Source organism: Streptomyces sp. NBC_01314, from assembly GCF_041435215.1.
GTDB lineage: Bacteria > Actinomycetota > Actinomycetes > Streptomycetales > Streptomycetaceae > Streptomyces.
The window spans coordinates 579,383-604,825 of the sequence record NZ_CP108394.1; the positions used below are offsets into that span (position 1 = coordinate 579,383).

Here is a 25,443-nt window from a genome sequence, read left to right on the forward strand (position 1 = left end):
GTCGCCGACCAGTAGCCGGGTGACCCGACGCAGCAGCTCGGCAGCCTTGCGCAGCCACTTGTTGTAGCCGGACTGTTTGGGAAGCTACGGGAAGGGACGCCGCAGGTGGGAGCGGGGGCGTGGCAGAGCCACCTGGCTCGGAGATGAAACCGAGCATGGCCTGCACCGTCGCGAGCGTGACCAGCACGGCGTCGCTCAGCAGCGCGGTGATCCCCACCGTCGGCCGCCAGGGAGCGAGATGCGGCGAGTCCCTTGGTAGATCCTCAGGCTTCACATGGAGTGCGGTCGCGAGGGAGTCCAACTCTGCCTTCACACACTGACGTTGGACTCCCTCACCTCATGCGCGCAGCCGATCCCTCCCGCACCGAGGTGTTCGGCGAGCTTGAACGACGTGTACGAGGCAACGGCGCCGCAAAGGTGAGGACCGCGAAGGCGAGGACCGCGGCCACCGTCCGAACGGCGTGGGCGATCTGCCAGCGGTCTCGTACGTTGGTCCAGTTGGAGGGCGGGGACTGGGCGTTCCAGTGGAGCTGGTCGGAGTTGATGGGCAGGTTGACGATGAGCGTGAGACCGAGAACGAGGACCAGGAGGGCGAGTGCGGCCACGGTCGACCATCGGGTGTTTGTTCGGTAGGTCTGGTGAACCAGTACCGCTGTGGCGATCAGCGCCGGCAGGAGTGTGGCGACGGCGAGTTTGTCGAGTGAGTCGAGTTCGACCAGCCGGACCTGGGTGTAGACGGTGCTGTCGAAGCCGCGCAGCGAGAGTTCCAGGACAAGGACCGACGTGAGGAATCCGGCGAACAGCCCCGCGAACACGAGGCTGACGAAACGGGCGTACTTCGTCATGATCACGTTCCTTCGTGATGGGTGACCCGGGCGGCGAAGGGGCGGGCGGGACGGCCGAGGCATCTTCCTGACCTTGTTGGTTTCCGTCCCAGGGTCGTCGCTCGCTTTCTCACCCGCAGCCCGGGTCGCGTGCGTGGCTGGTATTCGTCAGGTCGCGATTCCCACGACCTGCTCGATGGTGTCCGGCTGGTTCACCAGGGCGAGCATGTGGTGGGCGACGTCGGCGCGTGGCACGGAGAACCCGCCCCGGATGTTGCGGTTCCACGCGGTCCGGTACGTGCCGGTCAGGGGCTTGTCGGTGAGCTTGGGCGGGCGCGACACCGTCCATTCCAGTCCGCTGTCGCGCAGGGTCTGCTCGGTGACGGCGAGGTCGGCGTAGTGCCGGCCGAACATCGCCCGGGTCAACGGGACTCCCAGGTGGCGCATGAAGAAGCCGTCGCCGGGATCGTGCCTGGGTGGTGTCGGCCGGCCCGGCACCGGCACCGGCCCGACGGGTGCGGCGCTGACGATGATGATCCGCCGGACGTGCTCGGCATGCATCGCCGCGACGATCGCGCGGGTGCCGAGCGAGGTGATGCCCGCGTCCGCGCGCGGGTTTCGCGGGCCGAGCGCGGACAGTACGGCGTCGGCGCCGCGTACCGCCGCGGCGAGCGTCCGCATGTCGGGTCGGGTGAGGTCGACGGCGACCGCCCGGACGCCGCCCGGCAGCTCACGTGGGCGGCGGGCCACGGCGGTGACGTCATGCCCGCCGGCTACCGCCTGCTCGACCAGGTGCCGTCCGATACCGCCGGTGGCGGCAACGATCGTGAGTTTCATCGGGGTCCTCCTGCGGTGAAGGCGGCACGGTGGTCCTGCGCCCAGGTGGCGTACGTGCGTGCCGGGCGGCCCAGCAGTCGCCGTACGGTGTCGGTGGTGGGCCCGGCTTCACGGGCGTAGTCGGCCAGCGAGCCGAGCAGCCGGTCGGGCACCTCGTCGGGCAGGCCGGCGGCGAGCATGCCGCGGCGGATCTCGTCCGGTGCGGCCTCGACGAACGACAGTGTCCGGTCGAGCGCCGCGCCGAGCGCGGCGACCTTCTCCGGCTGGCTCAGCGACTGCTCTCCGGTGAGCAGGTGCGTCTGACCGCGGTGCTGCGGGTGGGTCAGGGCGAGGGCGGCCACCGCGGCGATGTCACGCTCGTCGACGGTCGAGGTCCTCGCGTGCGAGTACGCCCCCCGTACGGTCCCGGTCGCCTGGATCTGCCCGGCCCAGGCCAGGGTGTTGGCGGCGAAATCGGCGCAGCGCAGGATCGTCCAGTCCAGGCCGCTCCCCTTGGCGAGCTCCTCGACCGCGTGGAACTGCTGCCGGAAGCGTGCGTGCCCAGCCGGGTACTGTACGGTCACGGCGGACAGCACGACCACCCTTGCCGCGCCCGTCTCGCGGGCGCGGGCCAACAGGTCGACAGCGGTGGTTCCGGCGGCACGCGGGCTGAGCAGGATGGCCTCCACGCCGTCGATGGTGGGAACCTTCGCGGGGTGGACGAGCTGTGTACCCGTGGGGAATTCGGCGTGCGGGTCGCGGGTGACAGCGGCGACTTTCGCTCCCCCCTCGACCAGGAGGCGGACGGTTTCCCGGCCGACGACGCCGGTGGCCCCGGTAATCAGGATCATGACTGAACCCCTAAGTGGGTGTGTCGAAGTCGATCTTGCGCGGTGGATGATCGCGGTTCGTATCGCGGTTCGTATCGCGGGAAGACGTCACGGGCGAGCCGGGTGCCAGGACCATCGGTATGCGGCCGCACGTCGGCTGCCGGTGTGTGGTTCAGGCGGACTGTTCGGCGGTGGCCGTCGTCTCGCGGCGCTGGGCCCGCAGCAGTCGGCGGCCCTGCTCGCCCTTGGCCCAGGTGTGTGAGCCGGGTTTGCGTGCCTCCTTCACCAGCTGCTTGATGGTGAGCCTGCACACGAGTTCCTTCACCTTCGCGCCTGTTCGGCCGCCGAGGTGGAGCCGCGTGGCGGTGTCGTCCTTGTGGGCGAACTGGAAAGTGCCTGCGCGGCGCCCCAGGCTGATGCACTGGCCGGCGAACCCCAGGTCGATCGGTGCGGGCCGCTTGCTCGCGATGCGGCTGAGCACCGTGTCGGCGGCGTGTGCGCCCAGCGGGCCGGCGGCCTGGCAGCTCATCCGGAACGGCATGTCCGACGGTGCCGCCGAGTCCCCGGCGGCGACGATCCGTTCGTCGTCGATGCTCGTCAGGGTCTCGTCGGTGAGCAGGCGGCCCAGGGTGTCGGTGCTGAGCCCGCTGCGGGCGGCCAGGTCCGGCACGCCGAACCCGGCGGTCCAGATGGTGACCTCGCTCGGCAGCTCACGGCCGTCGCCGAGCCGCACGGTGTCGCCGGTCACCTCCGTGACCTTCGTGTTGGAGCCCTGCAGCACGGTCACACCGAGGCCGGCCAGCCGCTCGGCGACCGAGCGGCGGCCGTTCGGGTGCAGGTAGGGGCCGAGCAGCCCGCCGCAGACCAGGGTCACGGTGCGGCCCGCCTCCGCCAGTTCGGCGGCGGTCTCGATGCCTGTCGGACCGGCTCCGACCACCGTCACCGGGGCCGTGGCGGGAGCGGCGTCGAGGACCGACCGCAGGCGCTGCGCCTCCTCGAACGTGGCGATCGGGTGGGCGAACTCGCCGGCTCCGGGCACGCCCGGGTCGGCGCTGCCGCTGCCCACCGCGTAGATCAGGTAGTCGTAGCCGGCCGTGTCGCCGCTCGCCAGCTCCACCCGGCGCCCCGTCGCGTCGATCCGGGTCACGGTGTCGACCACCAGCCGGATGCGCTCGCCCAGGACCTTCCGGTAGTCGCTGACGGCCTCGTGCGTTCCGCCCGCCAGCTGGTGCAGTCGGATCCGCTCGACGAAGTCCGGGCGGCAGTTGATCAGCGTCACGGTCACGTCGTCGCGCTGCGTCAGCCGGTTGGCCGCCATGACCCCGGCGTAACCGCCGCCGATCACGACGACTTCGGTGTTCTCAGCCATGGTTTCTTTCCTCCGTCTTCAGGGATTCGCATGCAGGATGTCGACTTGGCACTCCGTGGCGGCGTGCGGGACGGATCAGCCGAGGCGCTCCGGCGCCGAGCCGCGGAGCGGGGTGGAGTCCAGGTACCGGACCTCGTAGACGCGTTCGCTGAACTTCCAGCCGTCGGTGGTTCGCTCGTAACGGTCGTGGTACACGGCGTAGTTCAGGTGCGAGCTGCCGTCGCGCATCCGGCCGAACTCCTGGATGTGCGCCCGGCCGGCCGCGGTGTCGCCGTCCAGCCGGATGACGCCCGGGTGGGCGTTCTGTACGAAGAACTCCCAGAGCGACTGGCCCCACTCGATCCCCTCGCGGATCTCCTCGCGGCCCACGAACTCCTTGTCGATGTGCGGCCAGCGCATGGCGCCCTCGGGTGTGAACAGCGAGACGGCTCGGTCGAAGTCACGCATCATCACCGCGTCCGTGAGCTCGGCTCGCAGCGCCTCTATCTCGACGCGATCGGCGATGGCCCGCATGTCGCCCATCGGTTTCCCTCCCCATCCATGTGTGCGTCAGGCGTGTGCCGCCTGTCCGGTGGTGATGGATCCAGCATCGGTGGGGTGGGCAGGCGGAACAATGTAAGGTTCCTTGGGCTATTCATAATGTGGCAGTTATGCATGGACGGGGGTTGTGCATGGAGCTGCGTGACATCGAGATCTTCCTGACCTTGGCCGAGGAACTGCACTTCGGCCGCACCGCGGAACGGCTCCATGTGTCCCAGGCCCGCGTCAGTCAGGCCATCGCCAAACAGGAACGGCGTCTCGGCGTCGTCCTGTTCGACCGCACCAGCCGACGCGTCGCCCTGACCCCGGTCGGCCGACGTCTGCGCGAGGACCTCCAGCAGGCCGTCGACCTTCTCCGGGAGGGGCTCGCCCGCGCCGAAGCGGCCGGCGCGGGGACGGGGCAGACCCTGCATCTGGGTGTGTTCGGCCATGCCGGCCACGAACTGCGCCCCCTCATCGAGGCCTTCCGCTCCCGCCACCCCGGCAGCGATGTCCAGTTCGGCGAGATCAACGGCTGCGACCCGTTCGGCGCGCTGCGCACCGGAGCGCACGACGCGCACGTGCTGTGGCTTCCGGTGGCCGAACCGGACCTCACCGTCGGCCCGACCGTGCTGACCGGAGGCCGCGTACTCGCCGTGGCGGCAGACCATCCGCTGGCCGAGCGCGGCACCGCGTCACTGGAAGACCTCGGCGACAACCATGTCGTCGACTTCGGCCCCGACGCCCCCGAGTACTGGGTCACGACCATGGTCCCCACGCGTACGCCGCTCGGCCGCCGAATCCCGCGCGGGCCCGTCGCGCGGACGTTCCACGAGATCCTCTCCCTGGTCGCCTCCGGACGGTATGTCCACCCGCTGGGCGAGATCGCCGCCCGCTACAACCGTCCCCCCGGCATCGTCTTCCTCCCCGTTCACGACGCCCCGACCATCCACTTTGCCCTCACGTGGCGATCCAGCGCCGACAGCCCCACCCTCCGCGCACTGGCCCAGACCGCCGCCGACCTCGGCCCCATCTCCATGTGACAGCGGATGACGGGCAGTTGATCGGATGGCACAGGCCCCGTCGGTCCGACCGGAGTCGCCTGCGCCGGCCTGGCCCCGCTCCGGGCGACTGGGGAGAGCCGACACCGCGAGTGCTCTACGGCGCGATGCGGAGGATCCGCTTCTCTGTGCCGCACATGCGCTCCAGGCCTGGTCGGCACCCCGGGTCGCTCGGGCTCGGTCGCCCAGGTAGTCCATGAAGTCGTGCGGCGGCGCCCGCATCGGCGCCCGAGGGGGTGCGATCACGGCCAGGGTTCCCTGCTCGAAACTCCCCGGCGAGCCACGCTCAAGCATGTCCATCAGCGTGCCGCGGCACTGCATCGGGGATGAGCCGACTTGGGCACGGCTCGACGTCGTTCACCTACGGGCATGGTTCCGGTCACCCCGGCGGCAGTTCGAACGGCGGCTGTCCCGTCGAGGCGCGGATGGCAATGCGTCGCACCCGCCATCGGTCGTGTCGCGAGGCGTCGGGAAGTATGCCGCGACGCACCGGGCAGGTAGGGAAGCGGGCGGGGTGGAGGCCCGAGGGGCGCTGCCTTTGATACACCGTCACCCGCCGGAGGTCCGACGCGTGGGAACGGAAACGCCTCGGCGCACCACGCTTTGCCGGTTGTGGTGCCCGATGAGATGATGGCGCGCCGCAGGATCAGCGAGCATACGGGGGCGCGATGGGCCAGGCGGTGACCGCAGCCATGCTGCAGGTGGCGGATGTGCGCAAGTCGTACGGTCGAGGCGCCGGCGCCGTTCATGCCCTGCGTGGCGTTTCCTTCGAGGTCCCTCGGGGGGAACTCGTTGCTCTCAAGGGACGCTCGGGCTCGGGCAAGACCACTCTGCTCAACATCATCGGTGGTCTGGACGAGCCGGACAGCGGACGCGTCACCGTCGATGGGCTGCACCTGCGGGACCAGAGTGAGGACGCCCTCCTCGCGCTGCGCCGGGAGCGTATCGGCTTCGTCTTCCAGTCGTTCGGGCTCATCCCCATCCTCACGGCTGCCGAGAACGTGGGCATACCGCTGCGGTTGCGAAAGGCGGACCCGCGCGAGCGCCGGGAGCGCGTCGAACTGCTGCTGTCCCTCGTGGGGCTCGCCGACCATGCCGCGCAGCGCCCGAGCGAGTTGTCGGGCGGGCAGCGCCAGCGCGTCGCCATCGCCCGCGCCCTGGCCAACAGTCCCTCGATTCTCATCGCCGACGAGCCGACCGGCCAGTTGGACGCGGACACCGGTCACTCCGTGATGGAACTGCTGCGCGCGGTCGTCCGCAGCGAACGGATCACGGCTCTCGTGGCCACCCATGACACGACGCTTCTCGACCTCGCCGATCGTGTGCTGGAGCTGAAGGACGGCGAGATCACCGAGTCTTGAAGCGACCGGCAGCGATCAGGCCACGTCGCTTTTCCTGCGGCCTGATCCAAGCGTCAGGCGGCAGGAGCAACACCTGGTTCGGTTCAGAGCCCCGACTGTTCCGCGGCTGAGCCCTGGCCGTGACGGTCGTTCCGTGCGTCGTCCGGGCGGACGGCGATGTGGTCGGGTTCCAGTTCCAGGGCGACACGGTCGCGCATTCCCAGGACCCGGGTGTACTCGGCGGGAAGCTGAAGGCGGCCGGCCCGGTCGAGCATGGCGTATTCACGGGCGACCAGGTTCTCCTGGCCGGTGGCGGAGTCGACTTCGCTGTGGCGCAGGACTTCCGTCGACGTGCGGCCGTCCCGGATGGCGACCGTACGGCGGACCTCACCGGCGACGGACTGATCGTGGGTGACGATCACGATGGTGGTCCCCAGCTCCTCGTTCGCGGTGCGGAACGCGGCGAAGACCTGTTCGGCGGTGTGGGAGTCGAGTTCACCGGTGGGCTCGTCGGCGAGAAGGACCGCGGGATCGTTGGCGAGGGCGACCGCCAGGGCGACGCGCTGCTGCTGGCCGCCGGACATCTGCTGCGGCCGACGATCGCGGCACTCGGCGACCTTCAGCAGGCCGAGGAGTTCCATGGCGCGGTCGGCCCGGGTTCGGCGCCGGTCTCGGGCGCGAGCCAACTGCAGGGGCAGGGCGACGTTCTGCGCGGCGGTGAGATAGGGCAGGAGATTGCGGGAGGTCTGCTGCCAGACGAAGCCGACGGTCCTGCGACGGTAGGCGAGGCGTTCCTTGGAAGACATCGTGACCAGGTCGTGGCCGGCGACTCGGGCAGCGCCGGCGGTGGGTCTGTCCAGTCCGGCCAGGATGTTCATGAGGGTGGACTTGCCGCTGCCGGAGGCACCGACCAGGGCCATGAGCTCGCCCTTGCGAACGAGGAGATCGAGGCCCTGCAGTGCCTGGACCTCCACGCCGTCGCCAGAGAAGATCCGTACCAGCCGGTCGCAGGTGATCAGGGCGTCGTGCCCGTAGACAGCGGCGTCGCGCGTGGCGAGGGCACGGTCGGCGAGCTCGTGGAAGGTCGGGCTGCTGGTCATCGGCTGCTCCTTGGCGGACGGAGGGACACGGGCCGGTGCCGGAGGGGGCTGGGACCTGTCGTTCGGATCACGCCTGGGACGTGGGGCGTGGCATCACTCCCCCATTGCCTTGAAGGCGTGGAGGGATCCCCGGCGGCGTTGTCGTCGGTTGCCGGCGCTCCGCGTTCACACTCTCCTCCGCCGTGCGGTCGCACGCCCCGCGCCCCGCTCACCGGCGGCCGGACGGCGCCGATTCCGAAGCCGGCGTGATCCGAACGACAGGTCCCAGGTCTCAAGGGTCTGCTCACTGTCTAGTTGTCACCCAGCCTCAGTTCGCGCACCGAGCCACGTCGGCTGGTCCACCAGGCCTGGCCGGCGGGCACACCGACGGCCAGCAACAGCACGGTGAGCGCCGGAACCACCAGCGAGAGCGGATCGGTGCGCAGCGCGGCCCCCTCGAGAGCGGACGGGGAGGCCAGGGCGATGGTCGTGAGGTCGACGCCGGGCGACAGCAGGTGAATGCCGATCCAGCCGGTCAGCATGCCACCGGCCGTGGCCAGGAACGCCTGCGGGAGGGCTGTGAGGATCAGCAGTCGGCGGCCCTGGGACCGGGTCATGCCCATGGTGCGCAACCGGGCGAGCAGGGCCCTGCGTTCGGGTGTGGTGCGCAGCACGGTCAGCACGAGGGCGAGGATCGCGTACCCGGCGCCCGCGGCGACCGCGACACCGTACAGGCGTTCCGCGCCGGACTGCAGCGGTGATTCGACGTGCCGTGTGCGTTCCTCGGTGCGCAGCCGGACGGCTGCCGCTGTGCCTTCGGCAACCGAGCGCAGCGCCCGGCCGTTCAGGGCGTCGCCGGTCAGCAGCAGGGTGGTCGTACGCGCTGCGCCGCGGGGAAGGCCGGCACGGTCCACGATCAGGAAGTCGTCACCGAACACGGCCGGGGTGCGGTCTCGGACCAGGACGATCCGGACAGTGACAGAGGTGCCGTCCGGGAGCAGGACGGAGTAGGGGCCGGTGCCGTACTCGTCGGCCACGCGAGGTGAGGCCAGCGCGGGCAGGGGCCGGTCGGCGCTGCCCGTCGTACCGGCGCCCTCCTGCCCAAGGCTCGCCGCGTCGAACGGCCCCAGACCCGTGTGGTGGGACAGGTGCGCATAGGCGTCGGGGTCCACACCGGCCAGCGGTACCGGCTGACTGCCTTGTTCTGGCTTCGCGTCGTAGGTGACGCTCGCTTGCGTCATGTCCCGTACGCCGGGCAGTCGGCGTACGCGGTCGGGCAGGGCTCGAGGGAGTTCACCGGTGATGGTCTCGACGCGGCCGTCAGCGCCCACTTCGAGGAGCGCGGCCTGGTCGCGGGCCGCCGTGACCCCTGCCAGGACCGAGCCGCCGAACGCGGCCGTGGTCAGGGCGCTGAGCAGGGCGAGCAGGGGCAGCACGGCGAAGCCGGGGGCGCGGGCCACATGGGCCAGCGACAGGGGAATCACCAGGCCGCGCATGCGAGTGGTCGCTTTGCTCAGCGCACGCAGCGGGAGGGGGTGGAGGCGTGCCAGCAGCAGAGCCGCGACCACGCCCGTCAGCAGCGGAGCGGCGGCCACCAGACCGGTGCTGCCGGATCCCTGTCGGCGCAGTGCGGCGATCGCCCCCGATGCGATCACCAGGACGGTCAGTTCCGCCACGGTTCGGCGCCGCGACGGCCGGACGGCAGTGAGGTCCTCCCGCCCGGCGTGCATCCGTACCGTGCGGTGCGCCACCACGGCGCGCAGGGGGAGCGCGACGCAGGCGAGCAGGGTGACGGCGAGGGCGGCGGCGAGGGCGGGCGCGGTGCGGGCACCGGGCAGGACGAGCAGTGCGGCGGTCAGTCCGAGGGCGCCGGCCGGCACGGACACCACCGCCGTCTCCGCCAGCAGCCGTACGGCCAGGCCGGGCAGTGAGGCGCCGCGGGCACGCAGCAGGGCCAGCTCGCTGTGTCGGCGATCGGCTGCCACGCCGCCGGCCATGGCCAGGACGATCACAGCGAGGCTGCCGGTCCCGACGGCGGCGAGGAGAAGCAGCGGTTCGATCCCCGACCGTAGTCGGGCATGGTCCGCGAGGATCTCGTCGAGATTCGTCTGGGCTTCCAGGCTCTCGTCCACGACCGCCCGCAGTCGCTGCACTCCCGGCCCCGACTCGAGGGCGGCTACGGCGGACGCCAGACGGTCGAGGTCGTGGCCGCGCAGGGTGGCGACATCGGGGGCCACATTCCAGTACCGGTCCGGGCGGCCGGGTGTGCCCAGGAGGGCCGGGCCGGCATCGGGGGCGAGAAGCAGGCCACCGAGCCAGTTGACGTCCGTCGGCAAGAGGTCGGGTCGGCGGCTGAGCGCGGGGGTGCGCAGCACCGGCAGTGCCGACCAGTAGGCGCCCTCGGGGGCGCGCGGGACGACGATTCCGGTGACCCGGACGGCGAGCGGGTCGCGTGCCGAGCCTGGTACGTGGATCACCGAGCCCACCCGGATGTCGAGCGTGCGGGCGGTGTCCACGGTGACGGCGGCCTCGACCTGCGCGGTCGCCGCGGTCACCGGTGCGCCCGTGGTGCGCGGCAACCGGCCCGCGCTGAGCCGGGCGTGGGAGGCCAGGTCCTGCTGGGCGGCGAGCACCAGTTGGGCGGGCAGGCCGGCGGGCCGGGGAAGCCAGGGGTCGGACGCCTCGAGGGCGACGGTCGTGCGCACGCCGTACGACGACTGCGCGGGGTCGGGAACCAGCGGCGCCTTGGCGGTGGCGAGAATCTCGGCCCGCGCGGCGGTCAGCGGACCGACACGCAGGGCAGCCTCCATCTCCTCGACCGTGTCCATATGGGGCAGTGGGACTTGCACCTCCACGGTCGTCTGGTCGGGCAGGGCCTGCTCGACCGCCCGGCGCAGCCCCGCGTCCCCGTACCGGTCGACGGCACGCGGGTACGCGGCGGCCAGCGCCGCGGTCACGGCCACCAGCAGCGCGAGGGCCACGGACGTGGCGGCGAAGGCCCTGAGCCGGGTCCGCAACCCGGCCCGTGCGTGCGGCGGCACCGCCCTCGTCCCCCCGTCCTGAGGGGGTACCGGCTTCGCGGTCACTGCGTCACCTCGTCCCTGAGAGCCATCACGGGTTTCGCCCGTCGAAGGGCGAGGGCCACGGTCACGAGGGCGGGTCCCGCCGCGAGGGCCGCCAGCAGGGCGGCCAGGCGCGGGAGCGGGAGTTCGACCAGCACCGGTGGGAGCGGCCGGGTGGCCTGCCCGGTCAGGACGACGAGGGGAACCATCGCGTGCGTCAGCACCGTGCCCAGGGCCGTGCCGACCAGCAGCGCCAGGGCCACCAGTACGCCGTGCTCCACGGCGACCAGCCGGGCCAGCCGACGGCGTGGTGTCCCCAGCGCGCGCAGCACGGCGAACTCTCCGTCCCGGGCCCGCATCGCCCCTGCCGCGCTCACAGCGAAGCCGAGCGAGGCGAAGAGCACCGTCACCACGGCTGCCCCGACCAGCGCTGCTTCCGGGGCCGCCCCGAACGGGTCGTCGCGCAGCTCCGCCGCTATCTCGTCGCGCACCATCACCTGCTCCGGATCGACGTCGGGCAGGGCGCGTACGGCCGCTGCCGCGGCACCGGGCTCGGCGGTGCGCAGCCACCACTCGGTGGGCTTGAGGCTGGTTCCGTAGCGGGCCTGCAGCACCCGGTTGACGGCCCGGAGATCGACCAGCAGGGCCCCGCCGTCCTGCGCGGTGGCTTCCGTCGTGGGCAGGGCGCTCGCGGTGCGGACGATGCGTACAGGCACGGAACGGCCGTCGAACGTCACCTCCACGCGCTGGCCTTCGCGCGCACCGGACGCGGTGAGGAACCGGTCGGTGGCGACCGCGGCGATCTCGGGCGCCGCGGGCTGGGCGACGTTCAGCCGGACCTCCAGCGGCGAGGCGGGCGGCGAGATGTCCGGCGGCTGGTACCCGGTGCTGTACGTCATGGTGACGGGCGTCGTCGACGTGAGCCGGGGGCGAGTCGGCCGGGCGCTGTCGTCGGGGACGGCGACCGGGTCGGCCTCGACGGCGGTCGCCCACCTCGTCGGCAAGGTCAACTGCCGGATGTCGCCGTCACCCGCTGTCGCCGTGAACGCGCCGAGGACCAGGCGGTGCCGGTGTGGACGGCTGATCGGCTGCGGCGTACTCAGTTCAAGCCCGGTCAGCGCCAACGGGCCCCGGGCGCCGTTCAGATCCGGGGTCAGCCGGTGAGAGCGGCCGTCGGAGGCGAGGTGGCCGGACGGTATGTCGTAGGTGGTGCCGTGACGGTCCCGCACCGTGAGTGTGACGTCCGCTCCCGGCCCTGGCGTGGTGCTGTGCAGGGCAGCGGTCAGTGTGAGCCGCGCGGTGCCCTTCGGTATCTCCATGCCCGCGGGCGCTCCACGCGGCGCGAGCCCGGCGAGCAGCGGACCGTCCGTCAGGTCGCGCCGCGCCAGCACCGCCCCGGCCGCCTCCGCCGTGTTCAGGGCCACAACGGTCGCGGTACGGCTGCCGGAGAGCGACACTGTGCCACGGACCGCGGGGGCGACCGCATCGACGTGCGGGAGGTCCGCGTAGACGTCCGTGCGGCCCACATCGCCGCCCCCGGAGGTCAGGACGCGCACCTCGGCACCCGCGCGGAAGTCGGCCTGGTCGGCCTGGGAACGGTGCCACGATGCGCCCTGTCCGATCGCCACCACACCCAGCGCCACGGAGATGACCAGGAGCAGCACCGGACCTGCCCCCCGCATCGGTCGGCGACTGAACTGCCAGCCGACCATGGCCGCTGTCAGCCCGTGCCCGCGGGCCAGAAGCCGCTCGCCGACACGGGCCAGTAAGGGCAGCAGCCGCAGCGCCAGAACCGTTCCGGCGAGCAGCAGCAGAGCGGGCGCCGCCACCAGCAGCGGGTCGACGCCGAGGACCCCCTCGCGGTCGGCGGTGACAGCACCGGAGCGCCGGCTGCCGAGCAGCCAGAAAGCGACACCGGCCACGGCGAGCAACCCGACATCCGCCCCGGCGCGCAGCGGTGCGGGCAGCGCCCTCGCCCGCACCGCGACGGTGTTCGCGAAGGACGCCCGCCACGCCGGGACAGCAACCGCCAGCGCACACAGCGCAGCCACCCCCGCGGCGACCGCCCACGCCTCGGGCCGGCCCCCGACCGGCGTGTCGACGCGCACCCCCGTCCGGCCCAGCGCACCCTGCCCGACCAGCAGCCGCGTCAACGGCCCCGACGACAGTGGTGCCACCACCACCGCCGGCACGGAGATCAGCAAGGCCTCCAACGCGGCCAGGCCCGCCAGCCGTGCCCGGGTGGCACCGCGCGCACGCAGCAACCCGGTCTCGGCCGTGCGCTCGGAGTTGAGCAACCGCGCGACGAGCAACAGGGCGCAGGCCGCGAGCAGTCCGAGCTGAGCAGCGACGATCAGCATGCTGGACCGCGTGACGAGCAGGGAGCGCTCGATGCGGTCCAGTACCTCGGGCAACGCGGTGTCCGCTGCGGTCGCACTGCTGAGCGCGGGCCGCTCGCGCAGTTCCGCGCGCCCCGAGCGGGCAGCCTCGCGCAGCGCGCCGATCCGCTCCGTCGTCAGCGAGGAGTAGTCGGCCGACACCAACCAGCCCGACGCGCCGACGCTCACCCGGCCCGACGTCGGCACGCCCGCAGCGGTGAGCAGGGGACCGTACGTCGTGAAGCTCGACGCCTTCTCGCCGCGGCCGCCCAGATCGTCCAACTGCCAGTAGGGTGCCCGGACGTCCACCGGCCGGTACACGCCGGTGATCAGCACCCGCACCGCCGGGCCGTCCATCTGGTCGGTGACGGTCAGCCGGGCGCCGGGCGCCACCCCGAGCCGCTGGGCGGCGCTCTGCGGCAGTGCGGCCTCGATGGACCCGTCGGTCACCGTTTCACGGGGAGGCCGCCCGGCGACGATCCGCACCTGCGTGCGATCCAGGGCCGCGAAATACGTGAGGTTCGGGTTCCCGTCCCGCTCGGAGGCCGGCCGCAGCGCGAGCGGCAGGGCGTAGGGGCCGGACCGCAGCAGAGTACGCACCCGCACGGGCAGGCCGGCGAAGATGGTGCGGGCCCCCGCCCGCACGGCGTCGTCGGCCTCCTGCCGCTCGTCGGCCGGCACGTTGGCCTTGACCACCAAAGCGGCCTCGGCAGCGGTGCGCTGCTCGGCGAGTGACCGCCGCAGCGCCGCATCGCCTATCGCACCCGAGTAGGAGGTGAGCGCGGCCAGCACAGCCGTGGTCAGCAGCACGGTCAGCAGCACGGCACCGAGAAGCGCGCGATACACCCACGCCCGCAGCGCGATGAACCGCAACACGCCCGTCGGCACAGCTCGTTCCCCCACCAAGCCCCCCGTTTCCAACCACACGGACCGGAATGCGACGCGGCGTCGGCAACGTGCGGGTGCAAGAGAGCATTCTAGGACTGACCTTGGTCGCCTTGTGATCGAAAGTCGTCAGGCCTTGAGGGTCGTCTCAATCCGGACAGGCCCGATACAGATGCTCAGTCGGAAGCGGCGCGGCACCGTGGCCCGTTGAGCAGGAGACCGATCACACGCGACGCACTGTCATGCCGTTCCGCAAACAACGTGCCCCTTCATGGTGGTTCGGGTCAGCAGGGTGTCGGGCGGCCTCGGCGGGGCGTGGTCGGCGACGGCTGCGGTGGCCCGTGACTCCTCCCCCGGCTGAAGCTGGGGGCTTCTCGCTATGCCGGGTTGGCGTTGCGACGGGACCAGCCCGGCCCGTAGAACATTGGTGGCTGCCACGGTGTCGGCGTGCGCATGGTGTCGGCAGGCGACGCAGTGGAACTTTTCCTGTGTGGGCCGATTCTCCTTGGCGGTGTGCCCTCATTCGGGGCAGGTGCGGGAGGTGTTGCGGGGGTCCACGGCGATCACTTCCCGTCCGGCGCTTTCAGCCCTGGCGTGCAGGATCGTCAGGAACACCCCCCGTCCGGCGTCGTTGACCGACTTGTTGAGCCCGGCTTTGGCGGCGGCCCCGTTGGGCAGGAAGGTGCCCGGCCGGTCGTGGTCGGGTCTGGATGCGGGGCCTTGCTCATGTTGCGGATCTTGGTGTTGCCCTGTTCGGCGGGGCTTGGCGGCCGAGGCCGGCAAGCCCGGCCGACGACCGAGGCCGCCGCTCCTGCGACGGCAGCCCCCTCACCTCGGCAACAGCTGTTCCCGCGCTGATATATGGCGAAGACACAGCTGGGCGCGCGCGTGGATGAGGACGTTGCCGAACTCACGAAGCGACGCGCCGCGGACCTGGGGCTGAGCATCGGGGACTACCTCGCCCGGCTGGTGCAGGACGATGCCGGCGGCCTGCGCGCCCGTGCGGTGGACGCGGCAGCCCGCTTCCTGGCCGAACACCAGACGGTCTTCGACGAGGCCGAGGAAGCCCAGCAGACGGCTCGGGGAGTGCGCGCGGCCTGATGGATCTGCACATCGACGTTCCCTGGATCCTCCAGGTCGCCGGGGCTTCCGGGGCCGCCGGGGCGGACGATTTCGCCCCGGACGACTACGGCGTTCCCGTCTCGGCGGCCGCCCGCCATCGCGCCGCACTGTTCGAGCAGTCCGTCTGGGACGGCCCTTACGCCAAAGCCGCCGCCCTGGTGCACACACTGGACCGCTGCCACTGGCTGGAGCGCTCCAACATGGCTGTCGCCGCCGCCTCCGGCGTCATGTACCTCGAAGCCGCGGGGGTTCACGTCAAGTCCGCCCGCGAAGACGCCGTCGCCCTCAAGGACCTGCTCCTCGACCTCGCCCGCACCGCCGGGAAGATCGCCGCTCCGCTGCGGACCTGGCCCACCGCCACCTGACGCCCGCAGACGTCACTTCTCGACGATGGTGATGTCCTCGATCGGCCGGGTCATCCTGATGGTGTTGTCGTTGATCTCGATGACGTGCTGCAGCCCATGGACGGAATCTTCCTGCCCGGCAAGGCGGAACTCTTCGTATTCGCCGGCCAGATAGGCGGGGAAGCAGGTCAGGGACGGACCGAAGAGGCGGATGTAGTCCGCGAGTCGGCGGAACAGCTTCGGCAGGATCACCTGGTGCGCGGTGATGGAAGTGAGGTCCTCGATCTTGGCGCCGTCCTCGAAGGTCACGTCCTTGGCCCACACGCTGTTGGGGGCATTGGCGGCGCGTGCCCGCCGGGTGGTCTCGGCCATGTCCTCGCGCAGCTCTTCGGGGAGTTTGCTGTAGAAGGTCGGGTAGACCAGGCCGAGTTCGAGCAGTCGGTGGTTGGCGGTCTGGCGCAGGTGGTCGGTGGTCACGATGGTGCGCCTGCCGTTCTTGACGCCCGGCGGCAGGTCGCCGCGGCCGACCAGAGCGACACAGCGGCCGAAGATGTCGGCACCGCTCGCGAGGACGAAGCCGGGCACGGTCTCCGGGGTCGAGGCAGTGACCTTCTCCCTCTCGTCCATGAGGATGTTGTGGAAGCCCAGCCAGGACAGCAACTCGTCACGGGCGGCGCGCGCTCCGAGGTTCAGTGGCTGGTGTACCTCTTCGGGGCCAACTCCCTTGTAGTGGGTCTCCAGCGCGTCGATGGCGTCCATCCGGACCGTGCCGCCGCCGCGGCTGTTGCGCTTGACCCGGTTCCTGCCGGGGACGTCGCACCAGAAGCCCGCATCCTGGGGCAGGAAGGAGACGGTGTCGCCGTCCGGCCGAGTGCTGATGATTCGATACGTCCCTTTGATGGCCAGCATGGGCGTGGGCGTTGGCGTGGGCATGGATGTCTCCAGTGGCGTGGGGGGCGAGGGAGAGCCTCGGACGCCATTGTTATTCCGCAGGACCATGAAATGCGGGAACGGCCAGGGGGCGCGCGAGCGGGAAGGTGGCCACGCGCGCGAAAGGGTGAGCAGGCTGGTCGCCGCAGTCGCGCTACCCAGGGGTGTGCCGATCGGTGGAGTGGGGCGGGGTGGCTCGGCGCAGGGCGAGCGCGAAGCCGCGTCCTTGGATCACCAGGCTGCGTCCTCCCACTGGTCCAGCAGAGCGTCGGCCGAGATTTCGCCGGAGTCGGTCGTCGGGCCCTGGGTGGGCTGTTCGTGTCCAGATGACCTTGTCTCGGGCCATGTAGCGCGTGCCCCATCGGGGCGTGGCACGCCGTCGCGCGATGGTCGACGCGGCGATCAAGCTCTTCGCGCAGGGCGTCCGTGGCACGGGCGTCGCCGCCATCGCCGAGCGGGCCGGCGCCCCCCTCCGCCCTGATCCACCACTTCGGCAGCAAGGACGGCCTCGTCCAGGCCGTCCTGGAGGAGGCCGACCGGCGCGCCCTGGAGCGGCTGTCCGTCCCCCCGGACGCCGAGACCACCCTCGACCAGGCCTTCGACTGGTTCGTACGGGACGCCGAGCACACCGCGGCCGCCGAACGCGAGCCGGCCGCCCTGCACACCACCCTCACCGCCGAGAACCTTGAGCCGGGTTCGGCCCAGCACACCTGGTTCCGCGACCGCGACCGCGGCCGGGCCCTGCGGGCCCATCTGAACGCCCTGTTCGCACGGGCTGCGGCCGACGGCACGGCCCGGTCCGACCTGGACCCGGCGGTGCTGGCCACAGCAGGTGGCCGCTTTCATCGAGGGCGCCCACCTGCTGTGGCTCCTGGACCCGGACGAGGTCGACCTGACCGCCGTGCACCGCGGCTGCTTCGAAGGACTGGCGGCTCACCTGAAGCCCTGACCGACATCGGTGCGGGCGGGGCTATCCGGCCACAGGCCACTGATCACGCCAGAGCCGGATCGCCACACGCGTCCCGTACAACCCTCGCCCCTCCGTTCGAGTCGCACTTCCTGAGCAGCAGCTCTCACGACTGACTCGAAAGGCACCGCCCATGCCCCGAACGCCCCGAGCCACCCGACGCAGGATCAGCAGCGCCCTCCTGGCCGTACCCCTGGCCGCCTCGGTGGTGCTGACCGGCTCCGGCTCGTCGTCGGCCGCCCCCGCGTCCGTCCCCGCTGCGGACGACTTCAACGGGGACGGCTACGCCGACCTGGTCGTCGGCGCGCCGAACGCGACCGTGTCCGGCAAGTCGAAGGCCGGGTATGTGGCCGTGACGTACGGCTCGGCCAAGGGGCTGTCGACGGCGAACAAAAAAATCGTCAGCCGTTCGACCGCCGGGATCCCGGGGGCCGCCACCGCGAACCAGTTCTTCGGCGCCTCGTTCGCCAGGGCCGACCTGGACCGCGACGGCTACGGCGACCTCGTGATCGCGGGCGGCAAGGAGGGCTCGGTGATCCTGTGGGGTTCCGCGTCCGGCCTGACCGGCGGCACGGGCATCGCGTACGGGGCCGTGCCCCAGGCCGGTGACTTCGACGGCGACGGCAAGACCGACCTGGCGCTGTTCTCCGCTCAGCGGGTGAGCGGCGACGACCCGTCGGGTGCCCCGGCCGCGCTGTGGAAGGGCCCGATCAAGCGCGACGGCAAGCCCACCGCCGTACTGCCGCTCCTGGACAGGTCCCTGTGGTGGGGCTGGTCCGAGGAGGACGACTCCTGCGAGACGGGCGGCGGCTGCGCGGACGGCCCCGCGTCGATCACCGGCCCCATCGCCTCCGGCGAGGTCGGCGACTTCAACGGCGACGGCCGCGACGACATCCTCCAGTTTGCCTACGCCGGCGACGGCAACTGGGGGAACCGTCTGCTCATGGGCGGCGGCGCGACGGGCTTCACCCAGGACGACGCGTCCCGCCTCCGCATCGGCGAGGACAGCGACACCGCCGCCGGGGACGTGAACGGCGACGGCTACGACGACCTGGTGGCCGGCTCCGGCGGTGGGAAGGCCCATATCACTTACGGCTCGGCGGCCGGCCTCACCGCCGAGAACACCCACGCCTTCGACCAGGACCTGCCGGGCTTCCCCGGCGCCCAGGAGGAGGGCGACAACGTCGGCTCCGCCGTGTCCGTCGCCGACGTCACGGGCGACGGTTACGCGGACGTCGCGCTCGGCATCGAGGGCGAGGACGTCGGCAGCGTCGCCGACGCCGGGTCGGTCGCCCTGCTGCACGGCAGCGCTGCGGGGCTCACCGGTATTGGGGCCCAGGTCTTCCACCAGAACACGGCGGGTGTCCCGGGAGCGGCCGAGAAGAACGACCAGTTCGGCGCCACGACCGCCCTGCTCGACGTCAACGGCGACGGCCACCGCGACCTGGCCGCCGCGTCCACGGCGGAGAACACATCCAACGGCGCCGTCTGGCTGCTGCGCGGCACCGCGTCCGGCCTCACCACCAAGTCGGCCCAGGCCTTCGGCCCGAAGGACCTGTCGGCCCCCTACACGAACGCCCTGTTCGGCAGCTTCCTGCGCTGACCGGCCAACGCCACACGGTCGGGCCGCCCGGAGCGAGAACTCCGGGCGGCCCGACGCCTACCCCGGGAGGGCCGGCCGACCGCCGTTCCGGTCAGTCTCCGAGCACCGATCCGAAGGACTTGTTGCGGTAGGTCAGGCCGAACGCCTTCTCGCTGAACGACACCGCGCCGGACGTCGTGAGCCCCGAGGCGCTGCCGCGCAGGATCCAGTCGGCACCGTCGGAGTAGTGGACGTCGTCGTCGAAGACGTCCTCGCCGCGGGCGGCGGCGGTGAGGTCCGCGCGGCCATCGCCGTTCAGGTCCTGAAGCCGGAGGCCCGATCCCATTTGGTCCGTGAACTCGGCGGTGCCGGGCACACCCGTGGTGTTCTGCGTGAAGGACTGGGCACCGGTGCCGGTCAGTCCGACGGCCGAACCCTTGAGCAGCCAGACCGCTCCGGCGTACTCAAGGGTGCCGACAGCCTCGGCGGACGCGCCCACTGCCGCATCCGCGTAGCCGTCGCCGTTGACGTCGCCGACCGAAACGGGGCCGCCGAAGCCGTCGCCCGTCTCGTTCACGCCCGGGACCCCCTCGGTGTCCTGGTCGATCAGCCGGCTGCGCGTGCTCCCCGGGACTCCACCGGGGCCGCCGTAATGGACAGCGATGGTGCCTGCTCCCGAGGCCCCCTGCCCGTAGGTGACCAGGTCGTCGTATCCGTCCTTGTCGAAGTCGCCGGCCGCCCGTGCGTGCGCGGCGGCGAGCGGCACGCTCGCGGGATTGTCGGTGAACGTCATGCCGTCGGCGCCGCCCGCGTAGTAGCCGAGCCACACGCCCGTTTCCCCGTGCTCGTCGTCCTCGTAGTCGTCGTCCCCCGAGACGGCCAGATCGTCGGCGCCGTTGCCGTCGAAGTCGCCCGCCACGATCGATCCGGTCGCCCGGGTCGCCCCGGAGGGGCCGGTCGACAGCTCGGTCTGGGCGGGAGCCGTGGTCCGCGTGAATCCGTCGTCGAACACCGAGAGGCCGGAGTGGCCGGTGACGGCGAGCTGGTCGTGGCCGTCGCCGTCGAAGTCGCCGACCGCGAGGTTGGAGCCGTACAAGTAGCGGGAGGACGAGTCCGACGCCGCGTACACGGTCAGCGCACCGTTGACGAGTCCTCCGGAGCCACCCCACAGGATCTGGACGATGCCAAAGTCGGGAGCGGCCGACGCCTTCTCCGACGGCGCGCCGACAGCCAGGTCGGTGTAGCCGTCGCCGTCAAGGTCGCCCACGGCGTAGGACGTGCCGAACTTGTCGTACGCCTCCGCCGTACCCGGAACTCCTGCGGTGTTCTGGCTGATCAGTGCGGAACGGCTGGTCGAGACGCCGGAGGCCGAGCCGTACAGGACGGTCAGCTGCCCCGCCTGTGTCTGTCCGTTCACCTTGGCCTTGGGAGTGGCGACCACCAGGTCCTTGTAGCCGTCGCCGTTGAAGTCGTCGGATGTGGCGCCGACGGCGGAGGCGGGAATCGCGAGCGGCAGGGCCAGGCCGCCTGCCGCGAGCACGGCCACGGCAGTGGCTGCCAGAACTCTTCTGCGCACGTCTACCCTCTTCACCTCAAGTTGGGACTGTGATCGCACAGGTGACTCCTGGGGCGGCTGGATGGTTGCCCTGCACCGTCGGTGCCGTCGGTCAGGACCGGGAAACACCGCTGCGGCCGGGTAACGCGACGTTCGACGACCACGGCCGCCTGCAGCACACCGGCCGCACCACCACTCTCACCCCCCGCACGCGGTGGACGCGAAGTACGGGCAGCGTGGCTTCGAGATCACCTTCTGCGACAGCGTTTGTTGACGAGTCATGACCCGTGAACAAATCCATCGGTCCCTGAAGCCGGTGAAGGACAGCAGGGTGGGCACGTGCCGGATGGCGAAGACGGCGCTGACTCGCCCCGCCCGAACCTGCATTGCCTGGCCGGTCGGGGGACAGCCGGAGCGGTTCGAGCTCACCGACGTGCGCCTGTATGACGGAACCTTTGCCGCCGAGCCGGTCGACCGGTACCTGCCGCCTCTCCGATTCGCGCGGGTGGTGGGGGCCGTGACGGCCACACCACCGAGCGCGAGGGTCAGGCCGGTGAGGACACCTGCGATACGGATGGACGTGCGCATGGGGCGTACCCGCTCGCCGGGATCGTCGCACGGCCCGGGAGCTGAGTGTTGCCGAATCCGCGTGGGAACGGCACCGAGCGCACGCGGGCCCGCGTGCAACCACTGGCCCCGGCCCGGTTGGGTTTCCCTCGGTGCTGCTCCCCCCTTCGACGCTGGATCAGCCCCCGCCCCCGCACCCGCTACGCCTTCCGCGCGGACGTCCAGCCCTGGCGGCGGAGGCTTTCGAAGCCGTCCAGGAGGAGGTCCAGGGCGAATTCGAACTCAAACTGGTCGTCGCAGCCGCCACCGACCGCGGAGCCCTCGTCGTGTGCGGCCGTCGCGGCCAGTTCCGCGATGTGCGGGTAGCGCGCCGCCAGCCCGGGGTCCGGCGGGCCGGAGGGGCCCGAGGTGTCGAACAGTTCCTGGCTGAAGCCGAGCAGGCGGCTGCCCATCGCGTGCATGACGTGGTGCGTAAGGTCGGCGGAGAGGCCGCCGACCCGGAAGCTCCCGGCCATCGAGTCCAGGTACGCCAGCACGGCCGGGGTGGGGCCGGTCCGCGACTCGATGACCCGGGCCGCCCAGGGGTGGCGCAGCAGGACCCGCCGGGCCGAGAGGATCCGCCCGCGGACCACGCGCTGCCAGTCGGGGGCCGCGGCCGGCGGGTCGATCTCGCCGATGACGGCATCGGCCATGCCGTCGAGGAGCTCCTCCTTGTTGGCCAGGTGCTTGTAAAGGGCCATCGGTACGACGTCCAGCTCCTGCGCGAGCCTGCGCATGCTGAGCGCGTCGATGCCGGTGGCGTCGGCGAGCGCGACGGCGGCGCGCAGGACGCGGTCCCTGTTCAGGGGGATCCGTTGCGTGTGCGTGGCTTCCTGCCGGGTCATTCCGGTTCGGCCCCTTCCCTCCTCGACAGCGCTCCCTCTCCTTGACGAGTGTACGCCGTACACCTATGGTCCGATGCTAGGTGTACGGCGTACACCTAGCATCGAGTGAGGGGTACGAGAAGATGAGTCCGGACCGGAGAACCGCGGTGGCCGCCGGGTCGCTGTTCCTGCTGACCGAGGCCGCCGCGATAGCCGGGGCGGTTCTGTACCGCCCCTTGCTGGGCGCGGCGGACGGCCGGCTCACGCAGGGTGCCGACACACGGGCACTGCTCGGGGTGCTCTGTGAGGTGGTGCTGGTGGTGGCGGTGGCCGGTAGCGGGGCGGCGCTGTTCCCCGTCCTGCGGCGCCACGGCGAGGGGCTCGCGCTCGGGTACGCCTTCGGGCGGCTGATGGAGGCGGCCGTCATCGCCCTCGGGATCGTCGCCGTCCTGGCGCTCGTCACCCTGCGGCGGGACGCGGGGGCGGCGGCCGGCGCCGACGTCGCGCTGACGGCCGTGCACGACTGGACGTTCCTGCTCGGGCCCAACATCGCCCTCGGCCTGAACACCGTCCTGCTTGCGTACCTGGCGTACCGCGCACGACTGGTGCCGCGCTTCATCGCCGTGCTCGGGCTGGTCGGCGGGCCGCTGATCTGCGCCTCGGCCGTCGCCGTGATGTTCGGGGCCTATGCGCAGCTCTCCGTGGCGGGGTCGGCCGCCGCGCTCCCGGTGTTCGCCTGGGAGCTGGGGCTGGCCGGGTGGCTGATCGTCAGGGGGTTCGGGCCCGGCTCAGACGTCGCGTCCCGGGCGGATGGAGAGGTGGCTGATCCGGCAGGTGTCCGCCAGTGAGGCCGACCCGAGCTCGACCGGCGGAGCCGTCCGGGGCAACGCGTCGGCGCTGCCCGGCCGGGACCGTGTGGGTGGGGTGTGGCGGCGACGGTGTCAGCAGAGCCAAGGAGGCGTTCCACGAGGTCGCGCGGCGCTGGAGCACGGCGGGGTCGTCGGCGACTGGTCGCCGGTGGTGTCGAACAGCCACCGCAGGAAGGCGTCCATGACGTAACCGCGCCGCGTCGGGCGAGGAGTGCCGGCGGGCACGCCTCCTGAGGGCCGGACCGCGTCGCGGCCGGCGATCAGCGGGAATGCCGATACAGCCGCCTCCCGCGGACGATCCGAAGCTGCTGGGGTGGTCTGCAGGGCCGACACCAGCGCGTGCTGCTTGTAGGCGGCTGCCGCAGCCGCGTATGACTCGGCCCCGAGGCCGCCACTCGGCTTCGATCACGGTCCGCGCGCGTCGCCGCGCGACGGGTCGATCCGCCAGCCTTGCGGGCCGACCAGTACCACACCGGTTACTGACCTTTTCGGTTTGGCTTCGGGTGGGGACGATGGCGATCCCTGCGGTATGCCGGTGTTTTGCGGTGTGCGGAGGGCGGGGGCCTGACGGCTGAGTGGCGGGCTGCGTGCGAGAGGCTCCGACTGGAGGCCGGGAAGAGGTTCCAAGGGCGGCGGGGGGTGCGGCCTTCGCGGTGGAGGAAGCGCTTAAGGAGCTGAACCGTCTGGGTGAAGGTCCACCGAGCACGGCAGGCGGGGCAAGCCGAGCCCGGAGGGCGACCGGGCGCGCACCCTGGGCCCGCCCACCGACGGTCGCCTGGGGGTGACGCCTCGACGCCGCCGTCTCCGGCACGCCGAGCGGCCGGTTCCCGGCCGGGTGAGGAGTGGTCAGGTCGATGACGCGCCTGTCCAGCGGCACGGGGATCATCCGGCTTCTGATAGCAGGCCGCGGTCTTCCATCCCGTTCGGCCTGGCGTCGTGCCGTTCCGCGTCGGCCGCGGATGGTACCGATGGTACCGTAGGTGTCATGTCGGATCCCAAAGCGATGAATCTGCGCTTCCCCGACCCCGCGCAGCGGGCGGCCATCGCAGCGGCCGCCAAGCAGGCGGGGGTCAGCATGCAGGAGTACATCCTCTCGGCCGCCTACGACCGGGCAACCGCGGTGGAGCAGCGGTTCCTGGAAGGCTTCAAGGTGTCCATGGCCCGCAGCGGCGCGGCTTTCGCGGCCGAGCCCAGCAGCATCGACGCCGGCGCGGAGCAGCGGGCGATCGAGCAGGAGGCGCTGCGGGAGCTTGAGCAGCAGGAGCAGGGCCACGCCGCGTGAGCGAGCAGGAACCTCTCCACCCCGTCGACGTCACGTTCCTGCTGCACGCCGCCGAGCTGCTCGACGGTGATCCACAGGTCGACGACTACGGGCCGCTGTATGCGGCCGTCGCCCGGGTCAACGCCCGGGCGATGGAGCGGGACATCTACGGATCGATGTACCTCAAGGCCGCCGCCCTGCTGCAGACCTTGGCGAAGCTGCCGTGCCTGGAGCACTCGAACGAGGCCTTCGCCTGGCACGCGACCGAGGCCTACCTGATCCTCAACGCGGCCGCCCTGGACTACCCGCCCAAGGCGGCCGTCTCACTGGTACGCGATGCTGCCTCCGGTGTGCTCGGCGTCGCCCGGATCGCCCGGCAACTGCGCGACTGGACCACTGCCACCTGACCCTCCCCAGAACCTGTGAGCGCAAGGCCGAGCACTTCCTCGCGTTCGTTGCCATCGCCGCAGCCTTCATCGGGTATCGCCGTTGCAGCAGATGAGCCGGACTGACCGCGAGCAGATGCCAGCCGCGCCTGCGTTGTCAGCGGCGGCTCATAAGGTGCGCCCAACATCTCGAAGGAGAAACTGCCGTGGGATTCTCGGGTCACCTGGTCTTTGCTCGCAGTAGCCGGCCTCTGCTGGCAGCTCCCGTGTTCGACAGCCTCGACGAAGAACTCAAGACCACCGTGGGCACATGGGAGTCACGGCCGGGAGGCTGGCAGACGCTCCAGTTCGATTCCGGGACATGGGACGACGCCGACCTACCCGCCCTGGTTGAGTGGAGCAGGGCACCGGCCTGCGTCGCCGAGGTCTCCGACAGTGACCTCGCTCTCGTGACCGGGCTGAACGTCACCGGCCGGCGTTGGCAGACATGGCTCAACCTGGACATCGCCGCCAGGCTTCTGGCCGAGGAGCCCGAAGAGCTCGAAGATCAGCTCCTGTGGCTGGACACACCGGAGTTCCATGACGCAGTCGGACACAAGCACGCGGAGCTCGACGCGGAGATTCCCACCGACGCCGAGGGCGCAGTCGTATGGGCCGCGGCCGCCGACGTTCCCGCGACGCCACAGACAGTCAGGATCGAAGAGCTGCTTCGCTCACACGAGACCCCCGTGGAAGACCTCTTCAGCACACTGCTCGACGAGTTGGGCTTCCCTCAGGCCGCCGAGCCCTCACCTGCACCATAGGAAGCGACGTCTGAGTTCATCGTGGCGCGCC

General features: G+C 71.4%; 21 protein-coding genes and 1 pseudogene. 10 read left to right on the forward strand and 12 right to left on the reverse strand.

The genetic code is table 11. From position 1 onward, the window contains the following. Positions 1–332: 332 nt before the first annotated feature. The 5 genes from OG622_RS02675 to OG622_RS02695 all read right to left on the reverse strand — a co-directional run bounded on the left by OG622_RS02675 (position 333) and on the right by OG622_RS02695 (position 4,361). Complete coding sequence (locus OG622_RS02675) at positions 333–845, reverse strand: anthrone oxygenase family protein (protein ID WP_371572892.1); 513 nt, start codon at positions 843–845, stop codon at positions 333–335. Positions 846–992: 147 nt separating this feature from the next. Beyond that, complete coding sequence (locus tag OG622_RS02680) at positions 993–1,661, reverse strand: NAD(P)-dependent oxidoreductase (protein WP_371572894.1); 669 nt, start codon at positions 1,659–1,661, stop codon at positions 993–995. Then, positions 1,658–2,491: an NAD(P)H-binding protein gene (locus OG622_RS02685; RefSeq protein ID WP_371572896.1), complete on the reverse strand. Its 834-nt coding sequence runs from the start codon at positions 2,489–2,491 to the stop codon at positions 1,658–1,660. The genes OG622_RS02680 and OG622_RS02685 overlap by 4 nt, the downstream gene beginning before the upstream one ends. Positions 2,492–2,642: 151 nt before the next feature. Beyond that, entirely contained in the window at positions 2,643–3,839 is a 1,197-nt protein-coding gene (locus tag OG622_RS02690) for an NAD(P)/FAD-dependent oxidoreductase (RefSeq protein ID WP_371572897.1), read from the reverse strand. A 75-nt stretch (positions 3,840–3,914) separates the two neighbouring features. After that, positions 3,915–4,361, reverse strand: coding sequence for a nuclear transport factor 2 family protein (locus OG622_RS02695; protein WP_371572899.1), 447 nt, complete (start codon positions 4,359–4,361; stop codon positions 3,915–3,917). A gap of 149 nt (positions 4,362–4,510) precedes the next feature. On the opposite strand from OG622_RS02695, the gene OG622_RS02700 reads away from it, so the two are divergent. Continuing rightward, positions 4,511–5,401: a LysR family transcriptional regulator gene (locus tag OG622_RS02700; protein WP_371572901.1), complete on the forward strand. Its 891-nt coding sequence runs from the start codon at positions 4,511–4,513 to the stop codon at positions 5,399–5,401. 686 nt (positions 5,402–6,087) lie between these two features. Then, on the forward strand, positions 6,088–6,780 hold the full coding sequence (locus OG622_RS02705; protein WP_371572902.1) for an ABC transporter ATP-binding protein: 693 nt from the start codon (positions 6,088–6,090) through the stop codon (positions 6,778–6,780). Positions 6,781–6,863: 83 nt separating this feature from the next. Here OG622_RS02705 and OG622_RS02710 read toward each other — a convergent pair whose 3' ends face one another. From OG622_RS02710 to OG622_RS02725, 4 genes and pseudogenes are all read right to left on the reverse strand, one after another. Then, the gene (locus OG622_RS02710; RefSeq protein ID WP_371572904.1) at positions 6,864–7,859 is read right to left on the reverse strand and encodes an ABC transporter ATP-binding protein; all 996 of its coding nucleotides are present in this window, start codon (positions 7,857–7,859) and stop codon (positions 6,864–6,866) included. A gap of 290 nt (positions 7,860–8,149) precedes the next feature. Continuing rightward, positions 8,150–10,924: an FtsX-like permease family protein gene (locus OG622_RS02715; protein WP_371572905.1), complete on the reverse strand. Its 2,775-nt coding sequence runs from the start codon at positions 10,922–10,924 to the stop codon at positions 8,150–8,152. Continuing rightward, positions 10,921–14,166 carry an FtsX-like permease family protein gene (locus OG622_RS02720; protein WP_371572907.1) on the reverse strand — a complete coding sequence of 1,082 codons (3,246 nt, stop codon included), beginning with the start codon at positions 14,164–14,166 and terminating at the stop codon, positions 10,921–10,923. Before OG622_RS02720 ends, OG622_RS02715 begins: the two co-directional genes overlap by 4 nt. Before the next feature lie 237 nt (positions 14,167–14,403). After that, positions 14,404–14,634, reverse strand: a pseudogene (locus OG622_RS02725) (hypothetical protein); the annotation flags it as partial. Between the two features lie 417 nt (positions 14,635–15,051). On the opposite strand from OG622_RS02725, the gene OG622_RS02730 reads away from it, so the two are divergent. Both OG622_RS02730 and OG622_RS02735 read left to right on the forward strand, forming a co-directional pair. Next, complete coding sequence (locus OG622_RS02730; RefSeq protein ID WP_371572909.1) at positions 15,052–15,264, forward strand: hypothetical protein; 213 nt, start codon at positions 15,052–15,054, stop codon at positions 15,262–15,264. Further along, on the forward strand, positions 15,264–15,650 hold the full coding sequence (locus OG622_RS02735; RefSeq protein WP_371572911.1) for a fic family toxin-antitoxin system, toxin component: 387 nt from the start codon (positions 15,264–15,266) through the stop codon (positions 15,648–15,650). Before OG622_RS02730 ends, OG622_RS02735 begins: the two co-directional genes overlap by 1 nt. 12 nt (positions 15,651–15,662) lie before the next feature. On the opposite strand, the gene OG622_RS02740 is transcribed toward OG622_RS02735, so the two are convergent. Beyond that, positions 15,663–16,562 (reverse strand): nuclease, encoded by a 900-nt coding sequence (locus OG622_RS02740; protein ID WP_371572913.1) that lies wholly within the window; start codon positions 16,560–16,562, stop codon positions 15,663–15,665. Between the two features lie 423 nt (positions 16,563–16,985). On the opposite strand from OG622_RS02740, the gene OG622_RS02745 reads away from it, so the two are divergent. Further along, the gene (locus tag OG622_RS02745; protein ID WP_371572915.1) at positions 16,986–17,642 is read left to right on the forward strand and encodes a hypothetical protein; all 657 of its coding nucleotides are present in this window, start codon (positions 16,986–16,988) and stop codon (positions 17,640–17,642) included. Between the two features lie 17 nt (positions 17,643–17,659). Beyond that, entirely contained in the window at positions 17,660–19,129 is a 1,470-nt protein-coding gene (locus tag OG622_RS02750) for a hypothetical protein (RefSeq protein WP_371572917.1), read from the forward strand. A gap of 91 nt (positions 19,130–19,220) precedes the next feature. Here the strand turns inward: OG622_RS02750 and OG622_RS02755 are convergent, their stop codons facing one another. Next, entirely contained in the window at positions 19,221–20,684 is a 1,464-nt protein-coding gene (locus tag OG622_RS02755; RefSeq protein WP_371572919.1) for an FG-GAP-like repeat-containing protein, read from the reverse strand. A 746-nt stretch (positions 20,685–21,430) separates the two neighbouring features. Next, the gene (locus OG622_RS02760; RefSeq protein ID WP_371572921.1) at positions 21,431–22,114 is read right to left on the reverse strand and encodes a TetR/AcrR family transcriptional regulator C-terminal domain-containing protein; all 684 of its coding nucleotides are present in this window, start codon (positions 22,112–22,114) and stop codon (positions 21,431–21,433) included. Positions 22,115–22,236: 122 nt separating this feature from the next. Here OG622_RS02760 and OG622_RS02765 point away from each other — a divergent pair, with 122 nt between their 5' ends. The 4 genes from OG622_RS02765 (at position 22,237) to OG622_RS02780 (ending at position 25,412) form a co-directional block, all read left to right on the forward strand. After that, complete coding sequence (locus OG622_RS02765; protein ID WP_371572922.1) at positions 22,237–22,941, forward strand: DUF4386 domain-containing protein; 705 nt, start codon at positions 22,237–22,239, stop codon at positions 22,939–22,941. 1,006 nt (positions 22,942–23,947) lie between these two features. Next, on the forward strand, positions 23,948–24,244 hold the full coding sequence (locus OG622_RS02770; RefSeq protein ID WP_371572924.1) for a DUF1778 domain-containing protein: 297 nt from the start codon (positions 23,948–23,950) through the stop codon (positions 24,242–24,244). After that, complete coding sequence (locus OG622_RS02775) at positions 24,241–24,630, forward strand: fic family toxin-antitoxin system, toxin component (protein ID WP_371572926.1); 390 nt, start codon at positions 24,241–24,243, stop codon at positions 24,628–24,630. The genes OG622_RS02770 and OG622_RS02775 overlap by 4 nt, the downstream gene beginning before the upstream one ends. A 185-nt stretch (positions 24,631–24,815) precedes the next feature. Further along, positions 24,816–25,412 (forward strand): hypothetical protein, encoded by a 597-nt coding sequence (locus OG622_RS02780; RefSeq protein WP_371572928.1) that lies wholly within the window; start codon positions 24,816–24,818, stop codon positions 25,410–25,412. The last annotated feature ends 31 nt before the right edge of the window (positions 25,413–25,443 follow it).

Excerpts from the sequence above, each read along its gene's own strand:
- OG622_RS02685 (WP_371572896.1), bottom strand. The coding sequence starts at position 2,491 with ATGATCCTGATTACCGGGGCCACCGGCGTCGTCGGCCGGGAAACCGTC.
- OG622_RS02750 (WP_371572917.1), top strand. The coding sequence starts at position 17,660 with ATGCCCCGAACGCCCCGAGCCACCCGACGCAGGATCAGCAGCGCCCTC.
- OG622_RS02765 (WP_371572922.1), top strand. The coding sequence starts at position 22,237 with ATGAGTCCGGACCGGAGAACCGCGGTGGCCGCCGGGTCGCTGTTCCTG.
- OG622_RS02760 (WP_371572921.1), bottom strand. The coding sequence starts at position 22,114 with ATGACCCGGCAGGAAGCCACGCACACGCAACGGATCCCCCTGAACAGG.
- OG622_RS02710 (WP_371572904.1), bottom strand. The coding sequence starts at position 7,859 with ATGACCAGCAGCCCGACCTTCCACGAGCTCGCCGACCGTGCCCTCGCC.
- OG622_RS02690 (WP_371572897.1), bottom strand. The coding sequence starts at position 3,839 with ATGGCTGAGAACACCGAAGTCGTCGTGATCGGCGGCGGTTACGCCGGG.
- OG622_RS02675 (WP_371572892.1), bottom strand. The coding sequence starts at position 845 with ATGACGAAGTACGCCCGTTTCGTCAGCCTCGTGTTCGCGGGGCTGTTC.
- OG622_RS02695 (WP_371572899.1), bottom strand. The coding sequence starts at position 4,361 with ATGGGCGACATGCGGGCCATCGCCGATCGCGTCGAGATAGAGGCGCTG.
- OG622_RS02770 (WP_371572924.1), top strand. The coding sequence starts at position 23,948 with ATGTCGGATCCCAAAGCGATGAATCTGCGCTTCCCCGACCCCGCGCAG.
- OG622_RS02700 (WP_371572901.1), top strand. The coding sequence starts at position 4,511 with ATGGAGCTGCGTGACATCGAGATCTTCCTGACCTTGGCCGAGGAACTG.
- OG622_RS02735 (WP_371572911.1), top strand. The coding sequence starts at position 15,264 with ATGGATCTGCACATCGACGTTCCCTGGATCCTCCAGGTCGCCGGGGCT.
- OG622_RS02680 (WP_371572894.1), bottom strand. The coding sequence starts at position 1,661 with ATGAAACTCACGATCGTTGCCGCCACCGGCGGTATCGGACGGCACCTG.
- OG622_RS02705 (WP_371572902.1), top strand. The coding sequence starts at position 6,088 with ATGGGCCAGGCGGTGACCGCAGCCATGCTGCAGGTGGCGGATGTGCGC.
- OG622_RS02740 (WP_371572913.1), bottom strand. The coding sequence starts at position 16,562 with ATGCCCACGCCAACGCCCACGCCCATGCTGGCCATCAAAGGGACGTAT.